20 protein-coding genes are annotated in these 24,196 nt (G+C 57.4%); 8 read left to right on the top strand and 12 right to left on the bottom strand.

The features are described 5' to 3' along the window. Positions 1–2: 2 nt before the first annotated feature. Both kdpA and kdpF read right to left on the bottom strand, forming a co-directional pair. Positions 3–1,697 carry a potassium-transporting ATPase subunit KdpA gene (gene kdpA, locus AB7M25_RS08505; protein ID WP_429388138.1) on the bottom strand — a complete coding sequence of 565 codons (1,695 nt, stop codon included), beginning with the start codon at positions 1,695–1,697 and terminating at the stop codon, positions 3–5. An 8-nt stretch (positions 1,698–1,705) separates the two neighbouring features. Continuing rightward, the gene (kdpF, locus tag AB7M25_RS08500) at positions 1,706–1,795 is read right to left on the bottom strand and encodes a K(+)-transporting ATPase subunit F (RefSeq protein ID WP_007899818.1); all 90 of its coding nucleotides are present in this window, start codon (positions 1,793–1,795) and stop codon (positions 1,706–1,708) included. 343 nt (positions 1,796–2,138) lie between these two features. Between kdpF and rfbB the strand changes: the two genes are divergently transcribed. From rfbB to AB7M25_RS08470, 6 genes are all read left to right on the top strand, one after another. Continuing rightward, the gene (gene rfbB / locus AB7M25_RS08495) at positions 2,139–3,221 is read left to right on the top strand and encodes a dTDP-glucose 4,6-dehydratase (protein WP_217837535.1); all 1,083 of its coding nucleotides are present in this window, start codon (positions 2,139–2,141) and stop codon (positions 3,219–3,221) included. Beyond that, complete coding sequence (rfbA, locus tag AB7M25_RS08490) at positions 3,218–4,093, top strand: glucose-1-phosphate thymidylyltransferase RfbA (RefSeq protein WP_104448944.1); 876 nt, start codon at positions 3,218–3,220, stop codon at positions 4,091–4,093. The genes rfbB and rfbA overlap by 4 nt, the downstream gene beginning before the upstream one ends. Positions 4,094–4,139: 46 nt before the next feature. Next, positions 4,140–5,009, top strand: a complete 870-nt coding sequence (rfbD, locus tag AB7M25_RS08485) for a dTDP-4-dehydrorhamnose reductase (RefSeq protein ID WP_454237161.1) — start codon at positions 4,140–4,142, stop codon at positions 5,007–5,009. A 259-nt stretch (positions 5,010–5,268) separates the two neighbouring features. Beyond that, positions 5,269–6,633, top strand: a complete 1,365-nt coding sequence (gene eat / locus AB7M25_RS08480) for an ethanolamine permease (protein WP_454237160.1) — start codon at positions 5,269–5,271, stop codon at positions 6,631–6,633. Between the two features lie 141 nt (positions 6,634–6,774). Further along, a complete protein-coding gene (locus AB7M25_RS08475; RefSeq protein ID WP_079246726.1) occupies positions 6,775–6,942 on the top strand; it encodes a DUF2897 family protein in 168 nt (55 codons plus the stop codon). A 167-nt stretch (positions 6,943–7,109) separates the two neighbouring features. Beyond that, positions 7,110–7,667 carry a TetR/AcrR family transcriptional regulator gene (locus AB7M25_RS08470; protein WP_429388146.1) on the top strand — a complete coding sequence of 186 codons (558 nt, stop codon included), beginning with the start codon at positions 7,110–7,112 and terminating at the stop codon, positions 7,665–7,667. On the opposite strand, the gene fabF is transcribed toward AB7M25_RS08470, so the two are convergent. Together fabF and AB7M25_RS08460 are read right to left on the bottom strand one after the other, a co-directional pair. Then, a complete protein-coding gene (fabF, locus tag AB7M25_RS08465) occupies positions 7,648–8,937 on the bottom strand; it encodes a beta-ketoacyl-ACP synthase II (RefSeq protein WP_429388148.1) in 1,290 nt (429 codons plus the stop codon). The two genes, AB7M25_RS08470 and fabF, sit on opposite strands and share 20 nt — an antisense overlap. Positions 8,938–8,968: 31 nt before the next feature. After that, positions 8,969–9,763, bottom strand: a complete 795-nt coding sequence (locus tag AB7M25_RS08460; RefSeq protein WP_429516686.1) for an SDR family NAD(P)-dependent oxidoreductase — start codon at positions 9,761–9,763, stop codon at positions 8,969–8,971. A 361-nt stretch (positions 9,764–10,124) separates the two neighbouring features. Here AB7M25_RS08460 and AB7M25_RS08455 point away from each other — a divergent pair, with 361 nt between their 5' ends. After that, positions 10,125–11,531, top strand: a complete 1,407-nt coding sequence (locus tag AB7M25_RS08455) for a Wzz/FepE/Etk N-terminal domain-containing protein (RefSeq protein WP_429388150.1) — start codon at positions 10,125–10,127, stop codon at positions 11,529–11,531. A gap of 80 nt (positions 11,532–11,611) precedes the next feature. On the opposite strand, the gene AB7M25_RS08450 is transcribed toward AB7M25_RS08455, so the two are convergent. The 3 genes from AB7M25_RS08450 to AB7M25_RS08440 are packed head-to-tail and all read right to left on the bottom strand — an operon-like array spanning position 11,612 to position 16,096. Beyond that, positions 11,612–13,021 carry a TolC family outer membrane protein gene (locus AB7M25_RS08450; RefSeq protein ID WP_429388152.1) on the bottom strand — a complete coding sequence of 470 codons (1,410 nt, stop codon included), beginning with the start codon at positions 13,019–13,021 and terminating at the stop codon, positions 11,612–11,614. Further along, entirely contained in the window at positions 13,018–14,340 is a 1,323-nt protein-coding gene (locus tag AB7M25_RS08445; RefSeq protein WP_429560658.1) for an HlyD family type I secretion periplasmic adaptor subunit, read from the bottom strand. The genes AB7M25_RS08450 and AB7M25_RS08445 overlap by 4 nt, the downstream gene beginning before the upstream one ends. A gap of 13 nt (positions 14,341–14,353) precedes the next feature. Next, positions 14,354–16,096 (bottom strand): type I secretion system permease/ATPase, encoded by a 1,743-nt coding sequence (locus AB7M25_RS08440; RefSeq protein ID WP_429388233.1) that lies wholly within the window; start codon positions 16,094–16,096, stop codon positions 14,354–14,356. Positions 16,097–16,385: 289 nt separating this feature from the next. Here AB7M25_RS08440 and AB7M25_RS08435 point away from each other — a divergent pair, with 289 nt between their 5' ends. Next, on the top strand, positions 16,386–18,152 hold the full coding sequence (locus AB7M25_RS08435) for a calcium-binding protein (protein ID WP_429560657.1): 1,767 nt from the start codon (positions 16,386–16,388) through the stop codon (positions 18,150–18,152). 98 nt (positions 18,153–18,250) lie between these two features. Here AB7M25_RS08435 and AB7M25_RS08430 read toward each other — a convergent pair. The 5 genes from AB7M25_RS08430 to AB7M25_RS08410 all read right to left on the bottom strand — a co-directional run bounded on the left by AB7M25_RS08430 (position 18,251) and on the right by AB7M25_RS08410 (position 24,177). Next, positions 18,251–19,473, bottom strand: a protein-coding gene (locus AB7M25_RS08430; protein WP_454236982.1) for an IS3 family transposase whose coding sequence is annotated in 2 segments (ribosomal slippage) — positions 18,251–19,122 and positions 19,122–19,473 — 1,224 coding nt in all. Because the reading frame shifts where the segments join, the coding sequence is not laid out codon by codon here. A 105-nt stretch (positions 19,474–19,578) separates the two neighbouring features. Then, entirely contained in the window at positions 19,579–19,914 is a 336-nt protein-coding gene (locus tag AB7M25_RS08425; RefSeq protein ID WP_429516678.1) for a ComEA family DNA-binding protein, read from the bottom strand. A 112-nt stretch (positions 19,915–20,026) separates the two neighbouring features. After that, positions 20,027–22,021, bottom strand: a complete 1,995-nt coding sequence (locus tag AB7M25_RS08420) for a polysaccharide biosynthesis protein (protein WP_454237159.1) — start codon at positions 22,019–22,021, stop codon at positions 20,027–20,029. Positions 22,022–22,124: 103 nt separating this feature from the next. Further along, positions 22,125–23,150: an MraY family glycosyltransferase gene (locus AB7M25_RS08415; protein WP_429388160.1), complete on the bottom strand. Its 1,026-nt coding sequence runs from the start codon at positions 23,148–23,150 to the stop codon at positions 22,125–22,127. 64 nt (positions 23,151–23,214) lie between these two features. Further along, entirely contained in the window at positions 23,215–24,177 is a 963-nt protein-coding gene (locus AB7M25_RS08410; RefSeq protein WP_429388162.1) for a UDP-glucose 4-epimerase family protein, read from the bottom strand. Between the last annotated feature and the right edge of the window lie 19 nt (positions 24,178–24,196).

Here is a 24,196-nt window from a genome sequence, read left to right as displayed (position 1 = left end):
CCTCAGAAGGCCATGCTCAGATGTTCAGCAATCGGGCCCAGCGCCAGGGTCGGCAGGAAGGTCAGGCCACCCACCAGCAAAATGGTCACGGTCAGCAAGGTCACGAACAGCGGGCCGTGGGTCGGGAAGCTGTTCTGGCCGATCGGTGCGGTTTTCTTCATCGCCAGGCTGCCGGCCAGGGCCAGAACCGGGAGGATGTAACCGAAGCGACCAATCAACATGCCCAGGCCCAGCATCAGGTTGTGGAACGGCGTGTTGGCACCGAAGCCACCGAACGCCGAACCGTTGTTGGCACTGGCCGAGGTGTAGGCGTAGAGCAACTGACTGAAACCGTGGGCGCCGGGGTTGCTCACCGAGGCCACCGGGCCTGGCAGGCTGGCGGCAATCGCGCCGAGCACCAGTACGCCAATCGGCATGACCATCAGGGTCACCACCAGCAATTGCACTTCCCTGGCTTGCAGTTTCTTGCCGAGGTACTCCGGCGTACGACCGATCATCAGGCCGGCGAGGAACACCGCGATCAACACGTTGAGCAACATGCCGTAGAGCCCGGCACCGACGCCGCCGAAGATCACCTCGCCGACCATCATGTTGACCAGCGCGACCATGCCGCTCAGCGGGTTGAGGCTGTCGTGCATGCCGTTGACCGAGCCATTGGACGCGGCCGTGGTGGTCACCGACCAGAGCACCGTAGCGGTAGTGCCGAAACGCGCCTCCTTGCCTTCCAGCGGTGCAGTCTGCTCGACGGCTACGTTGTTCAGGGTCGGGTTCGGCTGGTATTCAGCCCATAGTGAGGTCGCGCCGCCGATCAGGAACAGCGCCAGCATGCAGGCGATAATCGCGCGACTCTGACGCAGGTCCTTTACGTAGTGGCCGAAGGTGAACACCAGTGCCACCGGGATCAGGATGATCGAGGCCACTTCGAACAGGTTGCTCCAGGCCGTGGGGTTCTCGAACGGATGCGCCGAGTTGACGCCGAAGAAGCCGCCACCGTTGGTACCCAATTGCTTGATCGCAATCTGGCTGGCAGCCGGGCCCAGTGGAATGACCTGATCGACGCCTTGCACCGTCACGGCATTCACGTACTGCGCGAAGGTTTGCGGCACGCCCTGCCAGACCAGATACAGCGCCAGCAACAGGCACAGCGGCAGCAGGCCGTAGAGGGTGGCGCGGGTCATGTCGACCCAGAAGTTGCCAAGCGATGCCGTGGATTTGCGACCGATGCCGCGGCACAGCGCAACCAGTACGGCCAGGCCAGTGGCGGCGCTGACGAAGTTCTGCACGGTGAGGCCGGCCATCTGGCTCAGGTAGCTCAGGGACGCCTCGCCGCTGTAAGCCTGCCAGTTGGTGTTGGTCATGAAACTGATGGCGGTGTTGAACGCCAGCGTCCACTCCTGGCCCGGCAGGTTTTGCGGATTCAGCGGCAGATGGTCCTGGAACAACAGGATCGCGAACAGCAGCAGGAAACCCGCAAGGTTGAAGGCGAGCAAGGCCAGGGTGTACTTCTGCCAGCTCTGTTCGGCGTGCGGATCGACGCCGGCCAGGCGATAGCAACCGCGTTCGACCGGGCCCAGGACCGGCGACAGCCACGTGCGCTGCCCCTCCATTACCTTGTAGTAGAAGCGCCCGAGAAACGGCGCCGGGACCAATACCAGGGCGAAAAACCCGAGGATCAGCCCATAGTCATAACTGTGCATAGCCGCTCCTAGTTCCGGTCCGCGCGCAACAGCGCAACCAACAGATAAATGAACAGCCCCACTGCCAACAGCAGTGACACCCCGTCCAGAACGCTCATGGAAGTTCTCCGTGTTACGGCGTATTGCCGCGTGTGGAGTCATTGTCGGAAAGGAGGCTGTAAAGGAACGAGACCGAGGGGGCGGGCCGGGCATAAAGAAAGCGTAAAGAGTGGGTTTACGCTGGGGTTACGGGGAGAGCGAAGGCCTTGCGATACGCAAAAAACCGTGAGGGTCGTACCCGGAACTCCAAATCGTGCGCAAGAGTAGTGAGTGACGGCGGCAACTCATGGATAATCGAGCCTGATTGGCGCGACGCAACCAAATGGATCAAGAACTCTTGCACCTCCCCGCTCGCGCCTGCAAGCTACCGCCATTCGCATTACTGAAAAAGGCTGGCCCAACGTGCGCATCCTCATTACCGGCGGAGCCGGCTTCATCGGCTCGGCCCTTGTTCGCGAGCTGATTCAACACACCGGGCATGAAGTGCTCAACCTGGACAAACTGACGTATGCCGGTAATCTCGAATCGCTGACCAGCATCGCCAACGACACGCGCTACGAGTTCGTTCAGGCCGATATTGTCGACCAGGCCACCGTCAGTGCTGTGCTGGCCCGCTTCCAGCCTCACGCGATCATGCACCTGGCAGCGGAGTCCCACGTCGATCGTTCCATCGACGGGCCATCGGAATTCATCCAGACCAACATCGTCGGCACCTACAGCCTGCTCGAAGCCGCCCGCGCGTATTGGCAAGCCCTTCCGGCGCCCGAGAAAAGCGCGTTCCGCTTTCATCACATTTCCACTGACGAGGTTTACGGCGACCTGCACGGTGTCGATGACCTGTTTACGGAAACGACGCCTTACGCACCCAGCTCGCCCTACTCCGCCAGCAAGGCCGCGTCCGACCATCTGGTCCGCGCCTGGCAGCGAACCTATGGCTTGCCGGTACTACTGACCAATTGCTCGAACAATTACGGGCCTTTCCACTTCCCCGAGAAATTGATTCCGCTGGTCATCCTCAATGCCCTGGCCGGCAAGCCGCTGCCGGTGTATGGCAATGGCCTGCAAGTGCGCGACTGGCTGTTCGTCGAAGATCACGCCCGGGCACTGCTCAAGGTGGTGACCACCGGCACCGTCGGCGAGACCTACAACATCGGCGGGCACAACGAACAAAAGAACATCGACGTGGTGCGCGGCATCTGCGCCCTGCTCGAAGAACTGGCACCGCACAAGCCTGAGGGCGTTGCGCAGTACGCCGACCTGATCACGTTCGTCCAGGATCGTCCGGGTCATGACTTACGCTACGCAATCGATGCCGGCAAGATTGAACGCGAACTGGGCTGGGTGCCCGAAGAGACCTTCGAAACCGGCCTGCGCAAAACCGTTCAATGGTACCTGGACAACCTGGAGTGGTGCCGCCGTGTCCAGGACGGCAGCTATCAAGGTGAACGCCTTGGCGCCATCAATCCCAAGGAGCTGCTCGCATGATGAAAGGCATCGTTTTGGCGGGTGGCTCGGGCACACGCCTGCACCCGATTACGCTCGGCGTGTCAAAGCAACTGTTGCCGGTCTACGACAAGCCCATGATCTACTATCCGATCTCGGTGCTGATGCTGGCCGGCATCAAGGACATCCTGCTGATCTCCACCCCGCAGGATCTGCCGCAGTATCGCAATCTGCTGGGTGACGGCAGCCAGTTCGGGGTGAACTTCAGCTTTGCCGAGCAGCCCTCACCGGACGGTCTGGCCCAGGCGTTCCTGATTGGCGAGGAGTTCATCGGCGATGACCCTGTGTGCCTGATCCTGGGCGACAACATCTTCCACGGTCAGCACTTTGGCGAACAGTTGCAGAACGCGGCAAAACGCTGCTCCGGCGCCACCGTGTTCGGTTACTGGGTCAAGGACCCCGAGCGTTTCGGTGTCATCGACTTCGACAGTGATGGCCGTGCGCTTTCGATCGAGGAAAAACCGAAAAAACCGAAATCCAGCTATGCCGTTACCGGCCTGTATTTCTACGACAACGACGTGATCGAGATCGCCAAGGCGGTGAAACCTTCGCCTCGCGGCGAGCTGGAAATCACCGACGTCAACAACGCCTATCTGCAACGCGGCGACCTGCAGGTCGAGCGTTTTGGTCGGGGTTTCGCCTGGCTCGACACCGGTACCCACGACAGCTTGCTCGAAGCCTCTCAATACGTGCAGACCATCGAACACCGCCAAGGCCTCAAAGTCGCCTGTCTCGAAGAAATAGCCTATGAAAATGGCTGGATCGACCGCGAACAGCTGCTGGAGCGCGCCCGGTACTTTGGCAAGACGGGTTATGGCCAGTACCTGGCCAAACTGGCAGGGGAAGAGCCATGAACCTGTGTCAGCCCGATTTGCCTCGTGAAGAGACTGGGCTGCTGCCATGAAAGTACTCATCAATGGCCGCAATGGTCAGGTTTCGCATGAGCTGCAACGGCGGCTGGGGGGTGTCGGCGAACTGATCGTATTGGGTCGCGATCAGCTCGATCTCGCGCACCCCGATCAGATTCGCCGCCAGGTGCAAAACCTCAGGCCGGATCTGATCATCAACGCGGCGGCCCATACAGCGGTCGACCTGGCAGAAAGCGAGCCGCAAGCAGCCTTTGCCATCAACGCGATCGCTCCCGGCATCCTCGCCGAAGAGGCACTGGCCCTGGACATCCCGTTGATACATTACTCCACGGACTATGTGTTCGACGGGTTGAAAGCCGGACCCTACAACGAGGACGACGCGCCCAATCCGCTCGGGGTATACGGCAAGAGCAAGCTGGCCGGTGAACAGGCCATCAGGGACGTGCAAGGCAGACACCTGATCCTGCGTACCAGTTGGGTCTATTCAACCCACGGCCGCAACTTTCTGCTGACGATGCAGCGCCTGCTGCAAGAGAAACCGGAGTTGCGTGTAGTCGCCGATCAAATCGGAGCCCCCACCTGGACCGGTACGATCGCCAACAGCACCCTTGCCCTTATTGAACACTGGCAGGCGAACGAAGTGGCCAACTGGGGTACTTACCACCTGAGCGCTCAAGGTGAGACCTCCTGGTTCGGCTTCGCCCAGGCAATCGGCGAAGCATTGCGACAACAGGGCAAACCGTGCGCCGCCCTGTTACCGATCCCGTCCAGCGACTACCCGACGCCTGCCGCCCGGCCGCTCAACTCGCGCCTGGATTGCAGTCGCCTGCAACGCGATTGGGGCGTCAGCCAACCTGACTGGCAGACGGCGTTGCGCGAGTGCCTTACCGAACAGACCTGAACATCAACGGCAGCCCGCACCTGCTGTGAAATGCGACGTACCCGCTTCGCAGCGGCGTCGTGTAGCAGACAGGCGGGCTTGCTCGCGAAAGCGGCATTTGCAGCAACGACGCCCCCGACTGACGCACAAAGTTCGCACAATCAGTGGCGAACATCTCCGATACGACGCCTTTCAGCCCATTACGACGCACCCTCGCGAAATGGCACGCCCACTGCACTGACCTCCCCCGAGCGTTCCAAACCACTCAGGGAGCAAGCGCATGAACACACAACTCAAACCCACGCTGGGCACGTTGCATCTGTGGGGTATTGCCGTCGGGCTGGTGATTTCCGGGGAGTATTTCGGCTGGAGTTATGGCTGGGGCGTGGCCGGGACCTTGGGCTTTCTGGTGACCTCTTTCATGGTCGCCACCATGTACACGTGCTTCATCTTCAGTTTCACCGAGCTGACCACCGCCATTCCTCACGCTGGAGGTCCGTTTGCCTACAGTCGTCGCGCGTTTGGGGAAAAAGGCGGATTGATCGCCGGCCTGGCGACATTGATCGAATTCGTCTTCGCCCCACCGGCGATTGCCCTGGCCATCGGCGCCTATCTCAATGTCCAGTTTCCAGCCCTGGACCCGAAACACGCGGCAGTCGGTGCCTACATCCTGTTCATGGGTCTCAACATCCTTGGCGTGAAACTGGCGGCGACCTTCGAGCTGGTGGTCTGCGTGTTGGCGGTCGCTGAATTGCTGGTGTTCATGGGCGTGGTCGCGCCGGCGTTCAGCTTCAGCAACTTCGCCCTCAATGGCTGGGCCGGCAGCGACGTGTTCGGCGCTCCGGCGATTGCCGGAATGTTCGCGGCGATCCCCTTTGCCATCTGGTTCTTCCTGGCCATCGAAGGCGCCGCCATGGCCGCCGAAGAAGCCAAGGACCCGAAACGCACCATTCCCAAGGCCTACATCAGCGGTATTTTGACCCTGGTGCTGCTGGCGATGGGCGTGATGTTCTTCGCCGGTGGCGTCGGCGACTGGCGCACCCTGTCGAACATCAACGACCCGCTGCCCCAGGCGATGAAAACTGTGGTCGGCGAAAGCTCGGGCTGGCTGCACATGCTGGTGTGGATCGGCCTGTTCGGCCTGGTGGCGAGTTTCCACGGGATCATCCTTGGCTATTCGCGCCAGTTCTTCGCCCTCGCCCGCGCCGGCTACCTGCCGGCGTCCCTGGCCAGATTGTCGCGCTTCCAGACGCCGCACCGGGCGATCATCGCCGGCGGCGTGATCGGCATCGCGGCGATCTACAGCGACGGTTTGATCAATCTCGGCGGCATGACGCTGACGGCGGCGATGATCACCATGGCGGTGTTCGGCGCCATCGTCATGTACATCATGAGCATGCTCAGCCTGTTCAAGCTGCGCAAGACCGAGCCGAACCTGGAGCGCACCTTCCGCGCCCCGTGCTACCCGCTGGTGCCGTTCATTGCGCTGATGCTGGCGGTGGTGTGCCTGGTGGCGATGGCCTGGTTCAACACCTTGATCGGCCTGATCTTCCTGGGCTTCATGGCCGCAGGTTTCGTGTACTTCACGCTCACCGCGCAATTGCGCGCCGACGCACCGGCGGACGCGATGCTGACCGGACTTTGAATGCGTTCGGGTGAACCTTGGACAACAGGCATAGAATGAGGGTGATAGCGATGGAACTGCGATGAAACCCCGTCACTCAAAGTGCTATACGCGATTGGTTGGCGAACCCTCGTCGACCCGCCTGCTTTCAAGGAGAGTCCTATGCCCTGGTATGCCTGGTTGATTCTGGTCGTTGCCATCGGCTCGATCGTTGGTGGTCTGATGATGCTGCGCGACACCGCCAACAAGGTCGAACTGACCGAAGAGCAACGTAAGCGCGTCGCCGAACGCAATGCGGAAATGGACGCCAAGGAAGCGCAGGACCGCTGAATGAAAACCCCGCCTTCAACGGCGGGGTTTGTTTTTACGTGGCTTCCTCTGAAATCATGCCGCTTTGTACCCATATCGAAGCATCTGCATGCTTTTTAGAAGTAGAAGTACAGTCACCATGCAATTTTCATTGGTTAATATGTGCCGCATTGATGCGGAGATATCAGATGCGTTACTCGCAGGACCATAAAGCCCAGACCCACCAACGCATAATCAAGGAAGCTTCAGCGCGATTTCGACGCGACGGTATTGGCGCGACCGGGCTGCAACCCCTGATGAAAGCACTGGGCCTGACTCACGGTGGCTTTTACTCGCACTTCAAGTCCAAAGACGAACTGGTAGAAAAAGCCTTGCAAGAGGCTGGCGCACAAGTCGACGAATTGTGCGCGCAAATCTTCGCCGAGGAGCATCCACTCGAAGCCTTCATCGACACTTACCTTTCCGAATGGCATCAAACCTCACCCCACGAAGGCTGCCCGCTGTTGACCATTTCTTCGGAACTGGGGCTGCGTGGTCAACCGAGTCCGACCAGCGACGCCGTACTCCAGGCGCGACTCGATCAGATCCGGCACACGCTTGACGGAGAGCACACCGCCGACCGTAGCATCGTCATCATGTCTACGCTGGTCGGCGCCTTGCTGTTATCGCGCAGCGTGGCCGACGCCGGGTTTGCCCAACGGATTCTCGACGTCGCACGCGAACACCTCAAACACCCGCAGGATTAACCTGCCAACGCTTGAACAACACGCTGGCATTGACCCCGCCAAATCCGAAGCCGTTGGACAACGCATATTCGATGGCCATCGGCCGTGCGCTGCCATGAACAATGTCCACGCCTTCAGTGGCAGGGTCCGGTTTTTCGAAATTGAGGGTCGCAGGCACGACCTGGTCGCGGATCGCCAGCAATGTAAAAATCGCTTCGAGTCCACCCGCTGCACCGAGCAAATGCCCGGTCGCCGACTTGGTGGATGTCACGGCAATGCCATTTTGCGCCCCGAACAATGCCTTGATCGCCGCCAGCTCACCCAGATCTCCTACCGGAGTCGAAGTTGCATGAGCATTCAGATGCTGGACCTGAGCCGGTGAAACACCGGCCTGTGCCAATGCCAACGACATCGCTCGCCGCGCACCGCTGCCGTCCTCGGGACCGGCGGTCAGGTGATAGGCATCGGCACTGGTGCCGTAGCCGACCAGCTCCGCCAGGGGCTTGGCGCCCCGGGCCAGCGCATGGTCCAGAGACTCGATGACCAGCAGCCCCGCCCCTTCTCCCATGACAAAGCCATCGCGACCACTGTCGAAAGGTCGTGAAGCGCGCTCAGGCGTGTCGTTGTAGGCACTGGACAAGGCGCGAGCAGCGGCGAACCCGGCAAGGCTGACCCGATCAATCGCCGCTTCCGCACCGCCGCACACCGCGATATCCGCCTCGCCCGTGCGAATCATTCGCGCCGCGTCGCCAATCGCCTGAACCCCGGCTGCGCATGCCGTGACCGGCGCACCCAATGGCCCTTTGAAGCCATGCTGGATCGACACATGACCGGCCGCAAGGTTGACCAGAAATGAAGGAATAGTGAATGGAGACAAACGCCTCGGCCCACGGCTATCGGTAGTCCGCACGGCGTCGGCAATCGCGCCGAAACCACCCACGCCAGAACCGATGATGGTGGCCGTGCGCTCCTGGGCATTGGCATCCAGCGCTTGCCAGCCGGCTTGCTCCAGCGCCTGACGCGCGGCTTCCATGGCGAACAGAATGAAGCGGTCCATCTTCTTCTGTTCCTTGGGTGGGGTCGCCCGGTCCGGATCGAAACCCGCCTGCGGATCATCAGCCAGCGTCGGCACCGCACCGCCGACCTTGGCCGGCAGATCGGCAACCACCTCATCCGGCAGATTACGCAGCCCGGAACGCCCGGCCAACAGCCGCTCCCAGACCACTTCGACACCGCTCCCCAGCGGCGACACCAGGCCCATGCCTGTTACAACCACACGACGATCACTCATACCGCTCACACCTCGATCTGGTTGATGCCACTTACCGATAACGGGCAGCAGCCTTGTTTTTGGACAGGTTAGGCGCCATCACAAGACGCGCCGCCACGAACGCATTCCAATCCGCCGCATCGGGCAATGAAGGAATAGTGATCAATTCACCCTGATCCAGACCCGACAATGCAGCATCGACCATCTCACCCGCCTCCATCACCATGTCCGCAGGAATTTGTGACGCATCGATGCCGGAGCGCTCCCAGATCTCGGTTCGGGTCACACCGGGCAGAACCGCCTGGATCTTCACCCCGGTGCCGTCCAGTTCGGCGTTCAACGATTGAGTCAGGCTCAATACATAGGCCTTGCTGGCGCTGTAGGTCGCGTTGAAACGCTCGGGAAACAAGGCCACCACCGACGCAATATTGATGATTGTGCCGCGCCCGGCCTTGGTAAAACCGGCTGCAGCCGCCGCGGCCAATCGCGTGACAGCGGTGATGTTCAACTGGATCATTCGCTCCAGTTGATCGATATCGGCATTGGCCAAAAGCCCGTCCGCCGCCACGCCGGCGTTATTGAGCAACAGACTGATACTCGAATCGCTGCGTAACCGCTGTTCGAGCTGCAGCACGTCTGCTTTTTGAGTCAGGTCCGCCTTCAGCACTTCAACCTTGTTCCCATGCTCCGAGCGCAGTTTGCTCGCCGCCGCCTCCAGTCGCTGCTCGTCGCGAGCCACCAGCAACAAATCAAAACCGCGGGCCGCCAACCGCTCGGCGTAAACCGCGCCGATACCTGAGGAAGCACCGGTGACAAGGGCCGTACCTTGGGACTGAACTGAACTCATGACAGTGCTCCTGAAGGATGCTGAGGGACGCCTGACACTAACGCACACTGGCGCAAGCTGTATTCATTATAGTCATAATTCAAACGCAATATGATAGTCGTAATTTTATTTCTCGAGAAACGCTCGGCTCTCGTCGGTGACCCTGCCAGAATGAGAGTAGACCCTGAATGAACATGAAACCGCGCCAGCCCTGTGCGATGGAATGAATGGTATTGCGGGCTGACCGATAAATGGTGGGGGATGAACAAAGCGCTTTAAGGGTACCTTGGGGACCGGGGGCGCATGCGTAGAACCAGCCCTTGAAGCCACCGAAGCGATACCAGATCAGCCCTGCACACGTATTTGCGACTGTTTCTCACCCTTGCTGTTTGGTAACAAATGCAGGAAAATCCAAAAAAATTTAACCGGATGTAAATTTTTCAACCTGGATGACGATAATTTTCCAGAAACACTTTTGGAGCGTCTGTCCAAACTTTCAGAGCGCGTGATGAACATTCCAGTAAATACAATTGATACCCCCCGACACGAAGTTGCTGAAGTAAAGGAGCTTATTGGTAGCCTCTGGAGCCAACGGGCGATTGTTTTACTGTTTACTGCACTGACTGTTACCGTTGCTATTGCTTATGCACAATTGGCGACTCCGGAATATGAGGCGGAAACTACTGTTCGCCCCGTTCCACTGGCTGACCTGGACGAATTGAACGAATCCGGACTTTACAAAATCCGGCCAAATGATGCGCTGAATAACGTTGGCTCATCAATGCAGTCGTATGATGTCCGCCTGAAGTTCTTCCAGGCCAACCCGCAGTTCCTTGCACCCTTGCAGGCACCTGGGCAATCCATTGAAGAAACATTTGAAAAATTCAACGAAAAAGCATTTTTGCTTGAAAAAATCGACCCTAAAAAGAGTTCCAGCCTTACCGAAGCCGTTGGCCTTAGTCTCAGGTATCCTCAGGGTGTAGATGGCGTAGGCATCTTGAAAGCCTTTACCGAGTACGTCGTTAAAACCGAGAAAGAAAAAACTGCCGCAAACTTGAAAACACTCGTTGCCAACCGTATCGACAACGTGGAAAAGAAGCTGGAGTCAAAAAAATCCGTCTATGAGGCGGAAAGAGATTCAAAAATCGCCCACTTGTTGGAAAAAGACAAGTTAAAAAAACAAACACTTCAAGACGAACTCAAAGCACTGCGTCAACAACTGCAAAGCCGCAGACAAAACCGCATCAAAGAGCTTGATGAGGCCATCGTCATCGCCAAGAAACTCGGCATCGTAAAACCCACCACGCCCTCGGCGCTGGGAGATGGAGAGCAGGCACATCAGGGCAACATGATCCGCACTGAAGTCAACAATCAGAAAATACCGCTGTACTTCCTGGGACAGGCTGCACTCGAAGCAGAACGCGCCACCCTGGTAACCCGTAATTCCGATGATTTCACCGAGCCGCGTATTGATGAGATTCAAAAAGAACTCAGCCTGCTGGCTACAAACCGCGAAGCGGCACTTCTCAAAGAGCGGGATAATCCTGAGCTGTTTCTTAAGGACTTCGCAGACATTCGCGGAGAGTTGACTCACTTGAAACAACTGAATGTTAACTTCGATCAATTCAACCTGGTACAGGTTGATAAAGATGCGACGGCACCTCAAGCGCCTATAAAACCGAAGAAAGCCCTGATCGTCGGATTTGGCCTGATCTTCGGATTCATACTCGGCGTGGGTGTCGCCATTCTGCGTCGCGCCCTGCTTTCAATGCATTCATCTCGTCGTTGATTGTCGAGGGCTGCGCTTGTTCTGCAGGCGCAGCCCAGCTTGTCCAACGCGATACGCAAGCGCGGTTAACGGGCGACAACTTATTCGCGCAGTGTCTCTGGTGAAGTGATCGTTTGATCATTCCCACTCAACCAGACATTGACGTTCTCGACACTTTCCTGCGACAACTTTCCGGCCCAGCGATTCAGGATAAAAAGGTTGGTTATAAAGTCGTACTGAGTCTTCAGCAGATCGCGACGTGCCGTGAATTCGTTCTGCACCGCCGTCAATACATCCACGGCATTAACCACGCCGTAGGTGAATGCCTTTTCTGCTGCAATGCGCGACTGCTCGGCCGAAGCCAGTGCATTGCGATTGGCATGAATCTTTTCCACGCTTGAATCTGCAGTCAAATATGCGTTAGTCGTTTCCTTGACCACCTGACGACGTGTCGCCACCAATTGCTGTTCTGCGGTGAGCTGGTCCTGATACAACTGCCTTACCCGAGCGGACGTCGCACCACCGCTATAGATCGGAATCTGCACTCCCACACCCGCGACATAGCTGTCGGTCTGCGGCGCCAACGAGTTGTTGTAACCCTCGTTGGTCTGTTGTGCGCTCAGGTTCAGATTGACCGTGGGATAGTGCCCGCCCTTCCCGGCGCGCAGGGCGGCCTCGGCAGCCTCCTGCGCATTTTCACTGGCCTTGATCGCCGGATTGTCGGCGATCGCCAGATTTACCCAGCTTTCCAGGCTTTCGGCGGATACCTTCAGCTCGACATCATTACGCACACGGCTCAGCTTCTCTTTGACCGGCCGTCCGATAATCTCCGACAACGCGACGCGGCTCAGACTGGACTGGTTACGCGCATCGACTTCCTGGGCGGCCAGCGAATCGACCCGCGCCTGCAGATCCAGCATATCGGTAACCATTGCCAACTGTTTGCTGTAGAGCGCACTGACCCTGTCGAGGTTTTTCTGGGTAGCCCTGCGCTCGGCCTGCACCAGTTCAAGTTCATCGTCGGCAGCCAATGCAGCGAAGTAACGCTGCGCAAGATCCACCGTGGCCTCGGCCTGAGCCTCCTTTGATTCGGAGTCCGCCTGCTTTGCCAGGCTTTTGAAGTGCTGGTAGTTTTCCCAGGCAGCCTTGTTATACAAAGGCTGGGTCAACCCCACCGAATAATTGCGGCTGTTGTAGGCCTCGTCGATCTGAAGGTTGGTCTGTTTGATCCGGTTGAATCCGGCGTTAGCCGTCACCGAGGGCAACAGACTGCCAAATGCCTGGTTTTGCTGTTCGACCCCGGATTGAGCCTTGGAGTAAGAAGCGATCACCCGAGGATCTTCCAGGCGTGACTCGCGGTACAACTGCATCAAGTCAACCGAGTAGTTCTGTTTACTGACCGAAGCCGTTGGCGGTGTCGTGATAGAGGAACGGGCAACGGGCGCTTCGGCGGCGTGGACAGGCAATGCCAACGAACCCAACACCAGGCAGGGAAACAGACGCACGATCACTCCTCGATCATCGACTGGGCGATAACGTTACGTGCCGGCTGCATCAGGTACTGCAGCATGGTGCGCTCTCCGGTGTTGATCAATACGTCTGCCGGCATGCCCGCCAACAACTTGCGATCACCCAGTTTGCGCGCCCCTTCCCGAGTCACGCTGATCCGGGCCAGGTAATACGGCGCGCTGGTCTTTTCGTTGATCAGGCGGTCGCCGGAAACGCTCGTCACTCGACCTTCGATGACAGGAGTCGTGGCCGTGTTGAAGGCATTGAAGCGAATGTCCGCCAACTTGCCGACAGCGATTCGGTCGATGTCATTGGGCGAGACCTGCGCCTCGACCACCAGATCGGAAACCGATGGAACGATATCCAGCAAGGGTGTCGCGGGTCGCACGACGCCACCGATGGTGTGAACCGTCATGCCGATCACCATCCCGTCATCCGGAGCGCGAATAACCACCCTGCTCAGGCGATCCTCCAGCGCCGAAGCCTTTTCCTGCAAGTCATAGGCCTTGGTCTGGGTCTCTGCCAACTGCCTGGTAACGTCGGCGCTGAAGTCCTTGTCGATCTGCAGGATCTGCAACTGGGTTTCGTTGATCTGCAACTTGGTCTTGATGTTGGTCGAGCGGTGATCCGCCACTTCAGACTTGAGCAAATCCAGTTTGCGTGCCTGTTCGAGCATGCGCTGCTTGTCGACAAAACCCTGGGCCAGCAATTCTTTCAATTCGGCAATTTCGCCGCTATAGGAATCCTGCAAGCTGGTCTTGGTACCGATCATGGTGTCGGTTCCCTTGATTTGCTGATTCAACTGACCAATACGTTCCTGCAGGACCGATATTTGTCCAAGTCGCGAGCTGCGCCGTGCGTTGAACACCTGAGTCTCGCCGTAACGCGATTCGGAACTGCGCTGATTGTCGGAATTGAGGTCATTGGGGAACGCAATCATCGGCAGGCCATCCCGCTCGGCCAGCAAGCGCGCCTCCATTGCCCTGGCAGCGATCAACTGGCTGCGGGTCATTTCGTATTCGGAGCGCAGTTGAGCGTCGTCGAGCACGATGATCGGATCACCTTTTTTCACAACATCGCCATCATGGGCAAGCAGGTCCTTGACGATGCCGCCCTCCAGATGCTGCACCGTCTTGCGGTATGTTTGCACGGTAACGACACCCGGCGCGTAAGCCGCCCCGTCCAGTGGAGCAAACGCCGCCCATCCGCCAAACAGGCCGAACGTCACGAATACAATGAGAAATCCTTTACGGCGTACGGATCTGTCGGACATGGGCAGATCTGCGAAAGTATCGGCAGGAGTAGTGAGCGTGCGGTTCATCGATAACTTCCTGTCAAACTTCGGTCGAAGCGACTTCTGTGCCTGCCCGTGCGCCAGGCTTTTGCTGGGCGGCCAATTGATTCGCGTTGAGTTGCGCGAGGACCTGATCCCGTGGGCCGTACAAACTGATTGTGCCGGCGTTCATCACCAGCAAGCGGTCAAGCTGGGCCAGAATCGAGGTCCGATGGGCGATCACGAAAACCGTTGCCCCGGTGAGTTTTATCTGTTGCAGCGCCAACGCCAGCGCTCGTTCACCGACCTCGTCCAGATGAGCGTTCGGCTCATCCAGCACGATAAGCCGCGGGCTGCCATAGATTGCCCGCGCCAACCCGATACGTTGCCGTTGCCCACCCGACAGATTGATGCCCCCCTCACCGATGACCGTATCGTAGCCATCAGGCAGCATCAGAATCATTTCGTGGACACTCGCGGTCCTGGCCGCCAGCACGACTTTATCCGGGTCCACGACACCAAAACGCGCGATGTTGTCGCTGATAGTGCCTTCGAACAATTCAATGTCTTGCGGCAAATACCCGAGGTGCGGTCCCAATTGGCTTTTGTCCCAATTGGCAATATCGGCAGTATCCAGACGGACTACGCCATGCTGTGGCTTCCATACGCCCACCAGGGCCTTGGCGAGCGTCGACTTGCCCGAGGCACTTGGCCCGACGACACCGATCATTGCGCCTGCCGGTGCGTTGAAACCGATGCCTTTGATGATCGCGGTCTTTGCTCCAGGAGCACCCAGGGTGAGGTTCTCCACCGTCACATGACCGATTGGAGCGGGCAATTGCATACGCTCGGGTTCGGCTTTTTGCTGGTCGAGAATGCCGTTCAGTCGTGCGTATTGTGAACGGGCAGCGATGAATCCTTTCCAACTGCCGATCATCAAGTCCAGGGGGGCCAGCGCTCGCCCCAACAGCACTGAACCTGCGATTACCAGCCCGGGATTAATCTCATGGCTAACCGCCAGATAAGCGCCGAGGCCAAGAATCAGTGATTGAACAAGCAGACGGAAAGTCTTTGATATCGACGTGATGATCCCGCTGCGATCGCTGGCTCTGGATTGCAACAGCAGCACCTTCTTGTGCCGCAGACTCCAGCGTGACATGAGGGAGTCAAGCATGCCCATGGATTCGATGACTTCGGCATTGCGCAAATTCTTGTTGGTTTGCAGCGTCGTACCAATGCTCTCTTTATTGGCCTCTGCCAGAACCTTGCCCGTGGATTGCTCATTGATCCAGGCCAGCGCCAGCAGGATCACCGCACAACCGATTGCCGTCCAGCCATACCAGGGGTGAAAAAGGAACAGCACCGCGACATAGATCGGCAGCCACGGCGCATCGAAAAAAGCGAACAGTCCGTTCCCGGACATGAATTGGCGCAGCCCGGTCAGATCGCTGAGCGGCTGGGCCGACGCGTCCTGGCCACCGCTGTCCAGGGCCCGTTTGAAACTGGCCCTGTAGACATCCCGGCCCAGCAACACGTCGAGCCTGGTGCTGACACGAACCATGATCCGCGAGCGTACCCACTCCAGCAGGCCCATCGTCACGAGCAGAAAGGTCAGAATAAGGGTCAACATGGCCAACGTCGTCAGGCTGCCGCCCGTGACGACCCGCCCGTAGACTTGAAGCATGTAGAAGGTCGGGACCAACATCAGTGCGTTGATGAACAGGCTGAAAAAACCCACTGACATGAAACTGCTCCTGCAGGCCCTCAGGGCTTCCTGCAAGCTGTTTTCGGGCGTACTGCGTATCATCTCGGAACTGACAACCTGGCGTGTTGATCGGGGATTGCGGGGCGCGCGAGTGTATCACCTGAGCGACGTATGCAGAATGAAATCGCCACTATCCTGGTTTTGCGATGTAGTCGACGAGCAGCGCTGGTCCTTACGCTCTGAAGATTTATAATTCCGCTTGAGTTGATAATGGTTCTTTAAAATACCGGCCAAAGAACTGTAACATATGTGAAATTTTGGCCTGCAACGCCGTTTGCATAACGATTTGGATATCGGGAGCGGCCACCCAATCAATATGGAGTCACTCTTGATCAATTATTTTTCTTTACTTGCCAATATCGTCCGGGAAGAAGCGGCCGCAACAGGCGCGTTGCTGCAAGACGTCGCCCGCGAACTATTGGCCACCAATACAACTCACTCGGATGGTGCCTGGTGGGCTGCCCACGGCAATGACCCCTTCTATACCGCCGAGCAAATTTACAAAACCGTCACAGGCGACCCCACTGCCGAACGCGCAGAGCTGCTGTGCGGCAACATGGTTAACGTATTCAGCGGCCTTTGCGCAGAACTTGGCCTGCAAAAACGCACCATCTGGACATATTCAGATTCCCAGGGGTTCTTTCAGGGACATACGTACCTTGAAATTTTTAATACAACTACCAACAAATGGGAAATTCAGGACGCGGACTATAACGTCTATTACACCGACGTTCGCACGGGCGAGCGTGTCGGTGTCAAGGACATGATGAACGCAGACGATATTGAAAATTTCATTCCGCATAATGCCAGTGAATCCGGATGGTCAGAGACAGGTGCAGAAGCCTTGCGCCTGGCTAATCTATATGCAGCGCAAATAATCACTACAGAGCATAAGCTCTATACCAGTAACGGCAGTCTGAGCGATACCTTGCTGGACAGTATTTCCAATTCTCTTAGCGGAGTCTTTGACTATACGGTAGATAGCGGTATCGCCAGCCTGACCGCCACGCATCTGACAGATAGCGACGCCGTCACCAACAACGGCAGAGCCACGGTCACCGGCAGTTCGAGCGCTGACTTCATTTCATATGATGGCAGTTCACTCAGCCCGGTGTTCGCCACGCTCATCGGTGGTGCCGGCGATGACACACTTGCGCTACGTTTTTCGGGCGGTCAACTTTACGGCAATGAGGGCAATGACATCCTGATTGGCGGGCTGGCTTCAGACCTTCTGGTCGGCGGTACCGGTGATGACTACATGTCTGGCGGATACGGTGCCGACCAGTATGCGTTTTCCAAAGGCGACGGCTTCAATGACACCATCGACAGTTTCGGCGTAGGTACCGATCAGCTTGTTTTCCTCGGCGTCAGCGGTACCGGTGGTACCGGTCGTACGCAAATTTCGGAAAAAGAGTTCAACTTCAGGATCGACCAGAAACTGACCTCGGACGGTGTCTATCTTCGCTATGACACCGATGGTGACGCACGCTTTGACGGCGGGATGCTGATCGAAGGCCGTACGACACTGCTCACTGCCAACGACGCTACATTTATTTTCAACGCCGACCCACTCAAAGGCTTCAATACGACTGCCGTCGCTGGCAATCCTGGTTCCGGGCACGCCGAAAAAATCTACGGCGGCAGTGCGGCAGACAAAATCCTCTACACCGGCACCCTTGGCGCAGAACTGGCTGGCAGTACCAGCGGAGCAAACAGCGGCAATGACATCATCCAGTCTCACTCGGATGCGAACTGCTCGCTGTACGGTCACGATGGCAACGATGTATTGGTTGGAGGAAACGGCAGCGACTTCATTGTCGGCGGCACCGGCAACGACCTGCTGATTGGTGGAAAAGGGCGGGACGTCTTCGTATTCAACGCAGGCTCGGGCTCAGACACCATCCAGGATTTCAAACAAGGTGAAGATACTCTCTACATCTACGGCTGGACGACTACCAAGGCCGTGACACAGACGCTGCAGGACAATGGGCTGGTTGTGACTTTCGACACTGCCGGTGACGGTGCTCACGGGGGCAATATCACACTGCTTGGCCAGACCACCTTGCTGAACAATGCCGACCTGTACTTTACCTGAGTTCGGATGAGCGGCAACAACGCACCGTACACGTAAAAGGGACTGGCCCGCCGGGCTTAAGTCTCGCTGTCTAGTCCTGAAATAGGTTTACACCTGTTTCACCCTAACGCCCGATGCACCGCATCGGGCGTTTTGTATTTTAAAGACAGGTGCGGCCGCTCCTGGTTGTAGATCGTGACCGCCTCTTGCACCATCTGTGTGGCCTGCGCCAAATCCGCTGGTCGATGGATCAAGAACTCTGTTTTCAAGATGCCGTTGACCCGCTCTGCCAAGGCGTTCTGGTAGCAGTCGTAGCCATCAGTCATCGAGCAAGTAATGCCATGTTTTGCGTGCACTTCTTGGTAAAGGGCCGAGCAGTACTGGGCGCCTCGATCCGAGTGATGGACTAGTTTCTGACCGCTTCGACGCCGCTTCAAAGCCATTCGAAAGGCTTGCACCACGGAGTTGGTGTGCAGATTCTCATGCACGTGATAGCCGACTATTTTTCTCGAAAAGGCATCCGTCACCAAACTCAAATAGGCCACGCCATCACGGGTAGGCAGGTACGTAATATCGGCCACCCAGACCTGTTCCGGGCCGTTAGCGATTATTTGTTCCGGGCTTGGTTTCAGCAAATTGGGGTGCCGGCGGAAGCGATGATGACTGTCGGTCGTCTTGTGATACGCTCGCTTTCTGTGGACCAACTGGCGGCTTTCACGCAAAACCGCGAATAAACGATCCCGGCCAACATGAAGCTCCCGTTGCTCGCGCTGCTCATGCATCATCGAGTGCAGCTTCCGGGTACCGATGCAAGGTTGGCGGACACGGATTTTCTGTACAAACGCTATGAGCTGCCGATCCTGGTCGGCCCGAGCCCTGTAGACCCGGTTACGTTTGTAATAGGCCTGACGGCTTATTCCCATAAATTGGCAAGCCCTGCTGACACTCAGGGTTTGGGTTTGCGCAACGACTTGCCGGGTCGCTTTTTTACGACAGATACGCCGTAGTCGTTCTTCAGAACATCAACCACGGCTTCAAAAAATTGGGCTTTCTGATTCGCCAGCGCCAACTGCTCCTCAAGTTCTTTGATTCTTTGCTCGGGAGTCAATGGCAAGGTTGGCTCGTCCATAGGTCTGATCCTCTGGGAGCGAATGGAGGCGCCTTGGCTCCAGTCCTGGCGACCATGCTTGCGTAACCAAACCAACACCGTCGACCGACCCTGAATCCCATAGCGCCGCTGAGCCTCTTTATAACTCAACTCGCCTTTTTCGACCTGGTCGACGACCGATAATTTAAAAGCCAGCGTGTAATCACGCTGACTGCGTTTCGTACCCGTATCCATTGCACCTTCCTGAAAAGAAGTCAGAAGGTGTAAACCTTATTCAGGACGGGACACGCTACAGAAAAAGGCCGATCAATGATCGGCCTTTTTCGTTTCAATCACACCTCAGTTCACTTCAATCCTGTCGCGGTTTCTATCCAGTATCGCCTTGCCGATACCTTTCACTTCCAGCAATTCGTCAACTGACGCAAACGCACCATTACTTTCACGATAAGCAACAATCGCTTGGGCCTTGGCCTCGCCCACTCCAGTCAACTCGCGTTGCAGCGTAGGTGCATCAGCACTATTGAGATCGACTTTGCCGGATTGCGCCTTGGCAGTGACATCCTGCACCAACGGCGCACTCATGACCTCAGGTGCGTTGACAGGGGCGGCGATTGCCGTAAGAGAGGTGCTGGCGAGAAGGGCGAAAACCAGAGAATGGAAACTGCTTGTACGCATTAGTGAAGCTCCATGCCATCGTTTGAGAAAGCAGCTTTTCCGCAGCTGCTCTCCAAACTTAGGCCATGACATCGAGCTGTCAAAAATGTGTACGTTACCGGATATGAAACAATCAGGGTTCCAGGCGGCGCTGCTGGTAGATCCAGTCGACGATCTCACCGTCCGGGGTGTAGCCGCTGACGGTGTCGCGCAACAATTGACGGACGCGCGCATAGTCGTCCTGATCCACCGCAGCAAGCAACTCGGTCAGTTTGACCTTCAGCACATCCCAGGACAGGTGATCCTCGTTGGCCGTCATGATCATCGGGTGCTGGGTGGCCGCCACGTTGTCACCAATCAGAAGCTCTTCGTATAGCTTCTCACCCGGACGCAGCCCGGTGAACTCGATAGCGATGTCGCCATGCAGGTTCCTTTCCGAACGCACGCTCAGGCCGGACAAATGGATCATCTTCTCGGCCAGCTCGACGATCCTCACAGGCTCACCCATGTCGAGGACAAACACATCACCACCCTGCCCCATGGAACCCGCCTGAATCACCAACTGCGCCGCTTCCGGGATGGTCATGAAGTATCGAGTGATCTTCGGATGCGTGACCGTCAGCGGGCCGCCCGACTTGATCTGTTTGTGAAACAACGGAATGACCGAACCCGACGACCCCAGGACGTTACCAAACCGCACCATCGTGAAGCGTGTTTTGTTCACACGGGAGACATTGCTCGTGTCGCCGAACAAAACCGGAGCCAACTCACGGCTCAGCGCTTGCAACGTCAACTCGGCAAGGCGCTTGGTGCTCCCCATGACATTGGTAGGCCGCACGGCCTTGTCCGTCGAAATCAGGACGAAGTTGGCCACGCCTGCCTGGAGTGCGGCCTGGGCCGTATTAAGCGTGCCGATGACATTATTGAGTACGCCTTCGGCAATGTTGTGCTCGACCATGGGCACATGCTTGTAGGCGGCGGCGTGATACACCGTGTCTACTCGCCAGGTTTTCATGACATCCAGCAATTTGTCCCGGTTGCGAACCGACCCGAGAATCGGCAAGAGACGGATGGACAGCGACTCTCGAGCGACCCGCTGCTCCAGCTCGGACAGGATGGAGTAAAGATTGAACTCGCTGTGTTCAAACAGAAGCAGCGTTGTCGGGCGTAGCGCCAGAATCTGCCGGCAAAGCTCGGAGCCAATGGAGCCCCCGGCGCCCGTGACCAACACGGACTGCCCCGTGATGCAATGCTCGAGTAAATCAGCCTGGGCCGGGACTGCGTCACGCCCGAGCAGATCGGCAATGTCTACTTCCTGGATATCGTCGACCTTGACCCGGCCACTGGCCAGATCCATGAAACCCGGGACGCTTCGAACGTGCAGCGGAAAGCCTTCGAGAAACCCGAGAATCTCGCGACGGCGGCCCCGGTTTGACGAAGGGATGGCAAGGAGAATTTCCTGGGCACCGGTGTTATCGATCATCTGCTGGATGTGCTTGGGCTTGTACACCTGCAATCCGGAAATCACCCGGTCGGCGATCCCGCTATCGTCATCGATAAAGGCAACAGGCCGCATGACGCGCCCCATCCGCAAGGCTGTAACAAGTTGATTACCTGCCGCCCCTGCGCCGTAGATCGCCACTTTCGGCAGACCGTCATCCCGGCTGGTGAACGGGACGTGTTGGGCGGCGCTGAACCAGTCGCCCATAAAGTACTGACGCATGGCCAGGCGCAGACCGCCGATCATGATCAGGCTCAACCACCAGTAGTTGAAAATGATCGAGCGCGGAACCACGTTTTGATGATTGCTGTACCAGTACACCACGACGCCAAGTATCAGGGACGATAGTGTCACCGCCTTGATAATGGCAATGAGCGCGTCATTTCCAAAGTAGCGCATGACCGCACGGTACATGCCAAAGCGAACGAAAAGAGGAATGGCGATGACAGGTGCACTGACAAAAAGCCAGACGTGCTGAGTGAACGGGTTGACCAGTTCGTCCACCCCAAGTCGCACGACAAACGCCATCCACAGGGCACACCAGACTAGCGAAATATCAGTCAGGACCTGCAGAATGCGTTTATGTCGTCTTGGCAGACTTAACAACTTTGCCCGAATCTTATCCATAACCCCTCTAAACACCTGTCGAAGCTCCTAGCATTGATACAGCAACTGCAGCTTTGGGTAACTCACTTACCGACAAAGCAATACTCAATAACCAATGCGTTCATCACGCCTTGCCAGCGATTTCCAACTCGCCCGCGTGAAACTTGAAAGCCAGCAACACCAGAGGCACGTAGGCCAGGACCACGCCTGCCACGCCATCGATATATTGCATGACGACCAATATAGCCACTGGCACTAACCACAACAAATTGATCGCAGCAATTGTCAGCGTGACCGCCCGATGGCTGCCATATTGTCGTGAAGCATACTGGTATCCATGGCTGCGATGGGCCTCATAAACCTTATCCCCACGCAACAGCCGACGAATGAGGGTAAAGGTGGCATCAACAATGAAGACGCCCAACAAAATGAGCCAGGCCCAGAGAAACAGTGGATTCGTCCATGCTGCATAGAGCGACATCACCGCCAGCACGATGCCCAGAAAACCACTGCCGGCATCGCCCATGAAAATCTTCGCTGGCGGGAAATTCCAGGCCAGGAAACCCGATACGGCCATCGCCAGCACCAGCGGAGCAATCGCAAGGCTGGTGTGGCCTGCAATCCAGTAGACCAGGCAAGCACCGACACAGGCACAAATCGCCTCGACGCTGGCCAGGCCATCAATGCCATCCATGAAGTTGTAGAGGTTGAGCATCCAGACCAGATAGAACGCACCGATGACATATCCGAACCAGCCGAGACTGAACTCGTAGCCGAACAGGTTGATCGGCGCCATCCCGCCAATCCAGATCAATGCCCAGATGGCACCCGCGAAATGCGCAAGCAGGCGCCAGCGCGCGGCAATATGCCCATGATCGTCGAGAAACCCGATGATCGCGATCCAGCCGCCGGCCCCCAGCAGAGCCAGCGCCATCGGCCAGGTGACGGCATCTGTCCAGGCCAGGACTGGCAATGCGATCAGAAAGCTCAGGACGATAGCCACACCACCACCCCGGGGGGTCGGGACCGAGTGTGAGCTACGCGCATTGGGAATATCTATCAAGCTGCGTGCCAGCGCGTATTTGCGCAATGCACCGGTGCCCAAGAATGAAACACCCACCACCAACGCCAACAACCAAATCGTGTTCAAAGGTCAACTTCCTGAAACAGCCAAAATCAATTCTGCAATTGAACCGGCATTGTCATAAGCCAGCTTAGCGCTGCCTTTCCTTGTAGTAGTTGGCAGCCGAGACAAGCGCCTCATCGACGCTGACCGGCGGAATCCAGCCCAGCAACTCTCGGGTTTTGCTGATATCGACTTGCAACGAACCGCACAGACGTTGCGACAAAGCCTTCTTGCCGAGCATCTGCGCCCCTCGTTCAAGCAACACGCTTGGCACAGGCAACAGGCGTGCAGGTTTACCCAATGCCTTTGCCATCCGCGTCAACAGTTGTGTCGTTGACAAATCCTCCCCGTCGCTGACGAGAAAGGTCTGATTGGCGGCGGCCGGATGACGGATGCAGGTCACGATCAAATCCGCAAGATTTTCCAGCGCGACCAGGCTGCGGCGATTATGGATAGCCCCGAACGGCAAGGGTATTCCCTTGTCCAGCCAACGCATCATGTTCAGAAAGTTGGCTCTCACGCCCGGGCCGTAAACCAGTACCGGACGGATGATCACCACTTCCATCGCGCAAGTGCTCGCAATTTCACGCAGCCCTTGCTCGGCCTCCATTTTCGAAATGCCATACGGATCACCAGGCGCGGGCGTCGCGTCGGCGAAGTAAGGCTGATTGAGCGGCGTACCTTCGCCATTCACCTTGATCGAACTGATGAACACAAAGCGCCGAACACCCGACGAGGCTGCCTGTCGAGCGAGGCTTAGCGTGCCCTCGACATTCACCTTGCGAAACGCCTCCAGCGGATCGGATTCGGTGTCATTCATGACGTGAACGCGAGCCGCGCTATGAATGACAACCTCCACTTGATCCAGCGCCTGAGACCAATCGGTATCGGCACTGAGCCCGGCGGTTCGAACGGTCATAACGCGCGAAGGACAGTCAGGCAGGGCGTGCCCACGAATGGCTGCCACCGGTTCCAGATCGTCAGAGGCCGCCAGGCGACCCAATACTGCGCGACCAACGAAACCCGTAGCACCTGTCAATAAAACACGCATTTTTCAAACCTCGACGACG

It is taken from the genome of Pseudomonas sp. AP3_22 TE3818, from assembly GCF_053628995.1.
The sequence above is the reverse complement of the archived record's forward strand: the minus strand, read 5'-3'. Positions and strand labels throughout refer to the sequence as shown.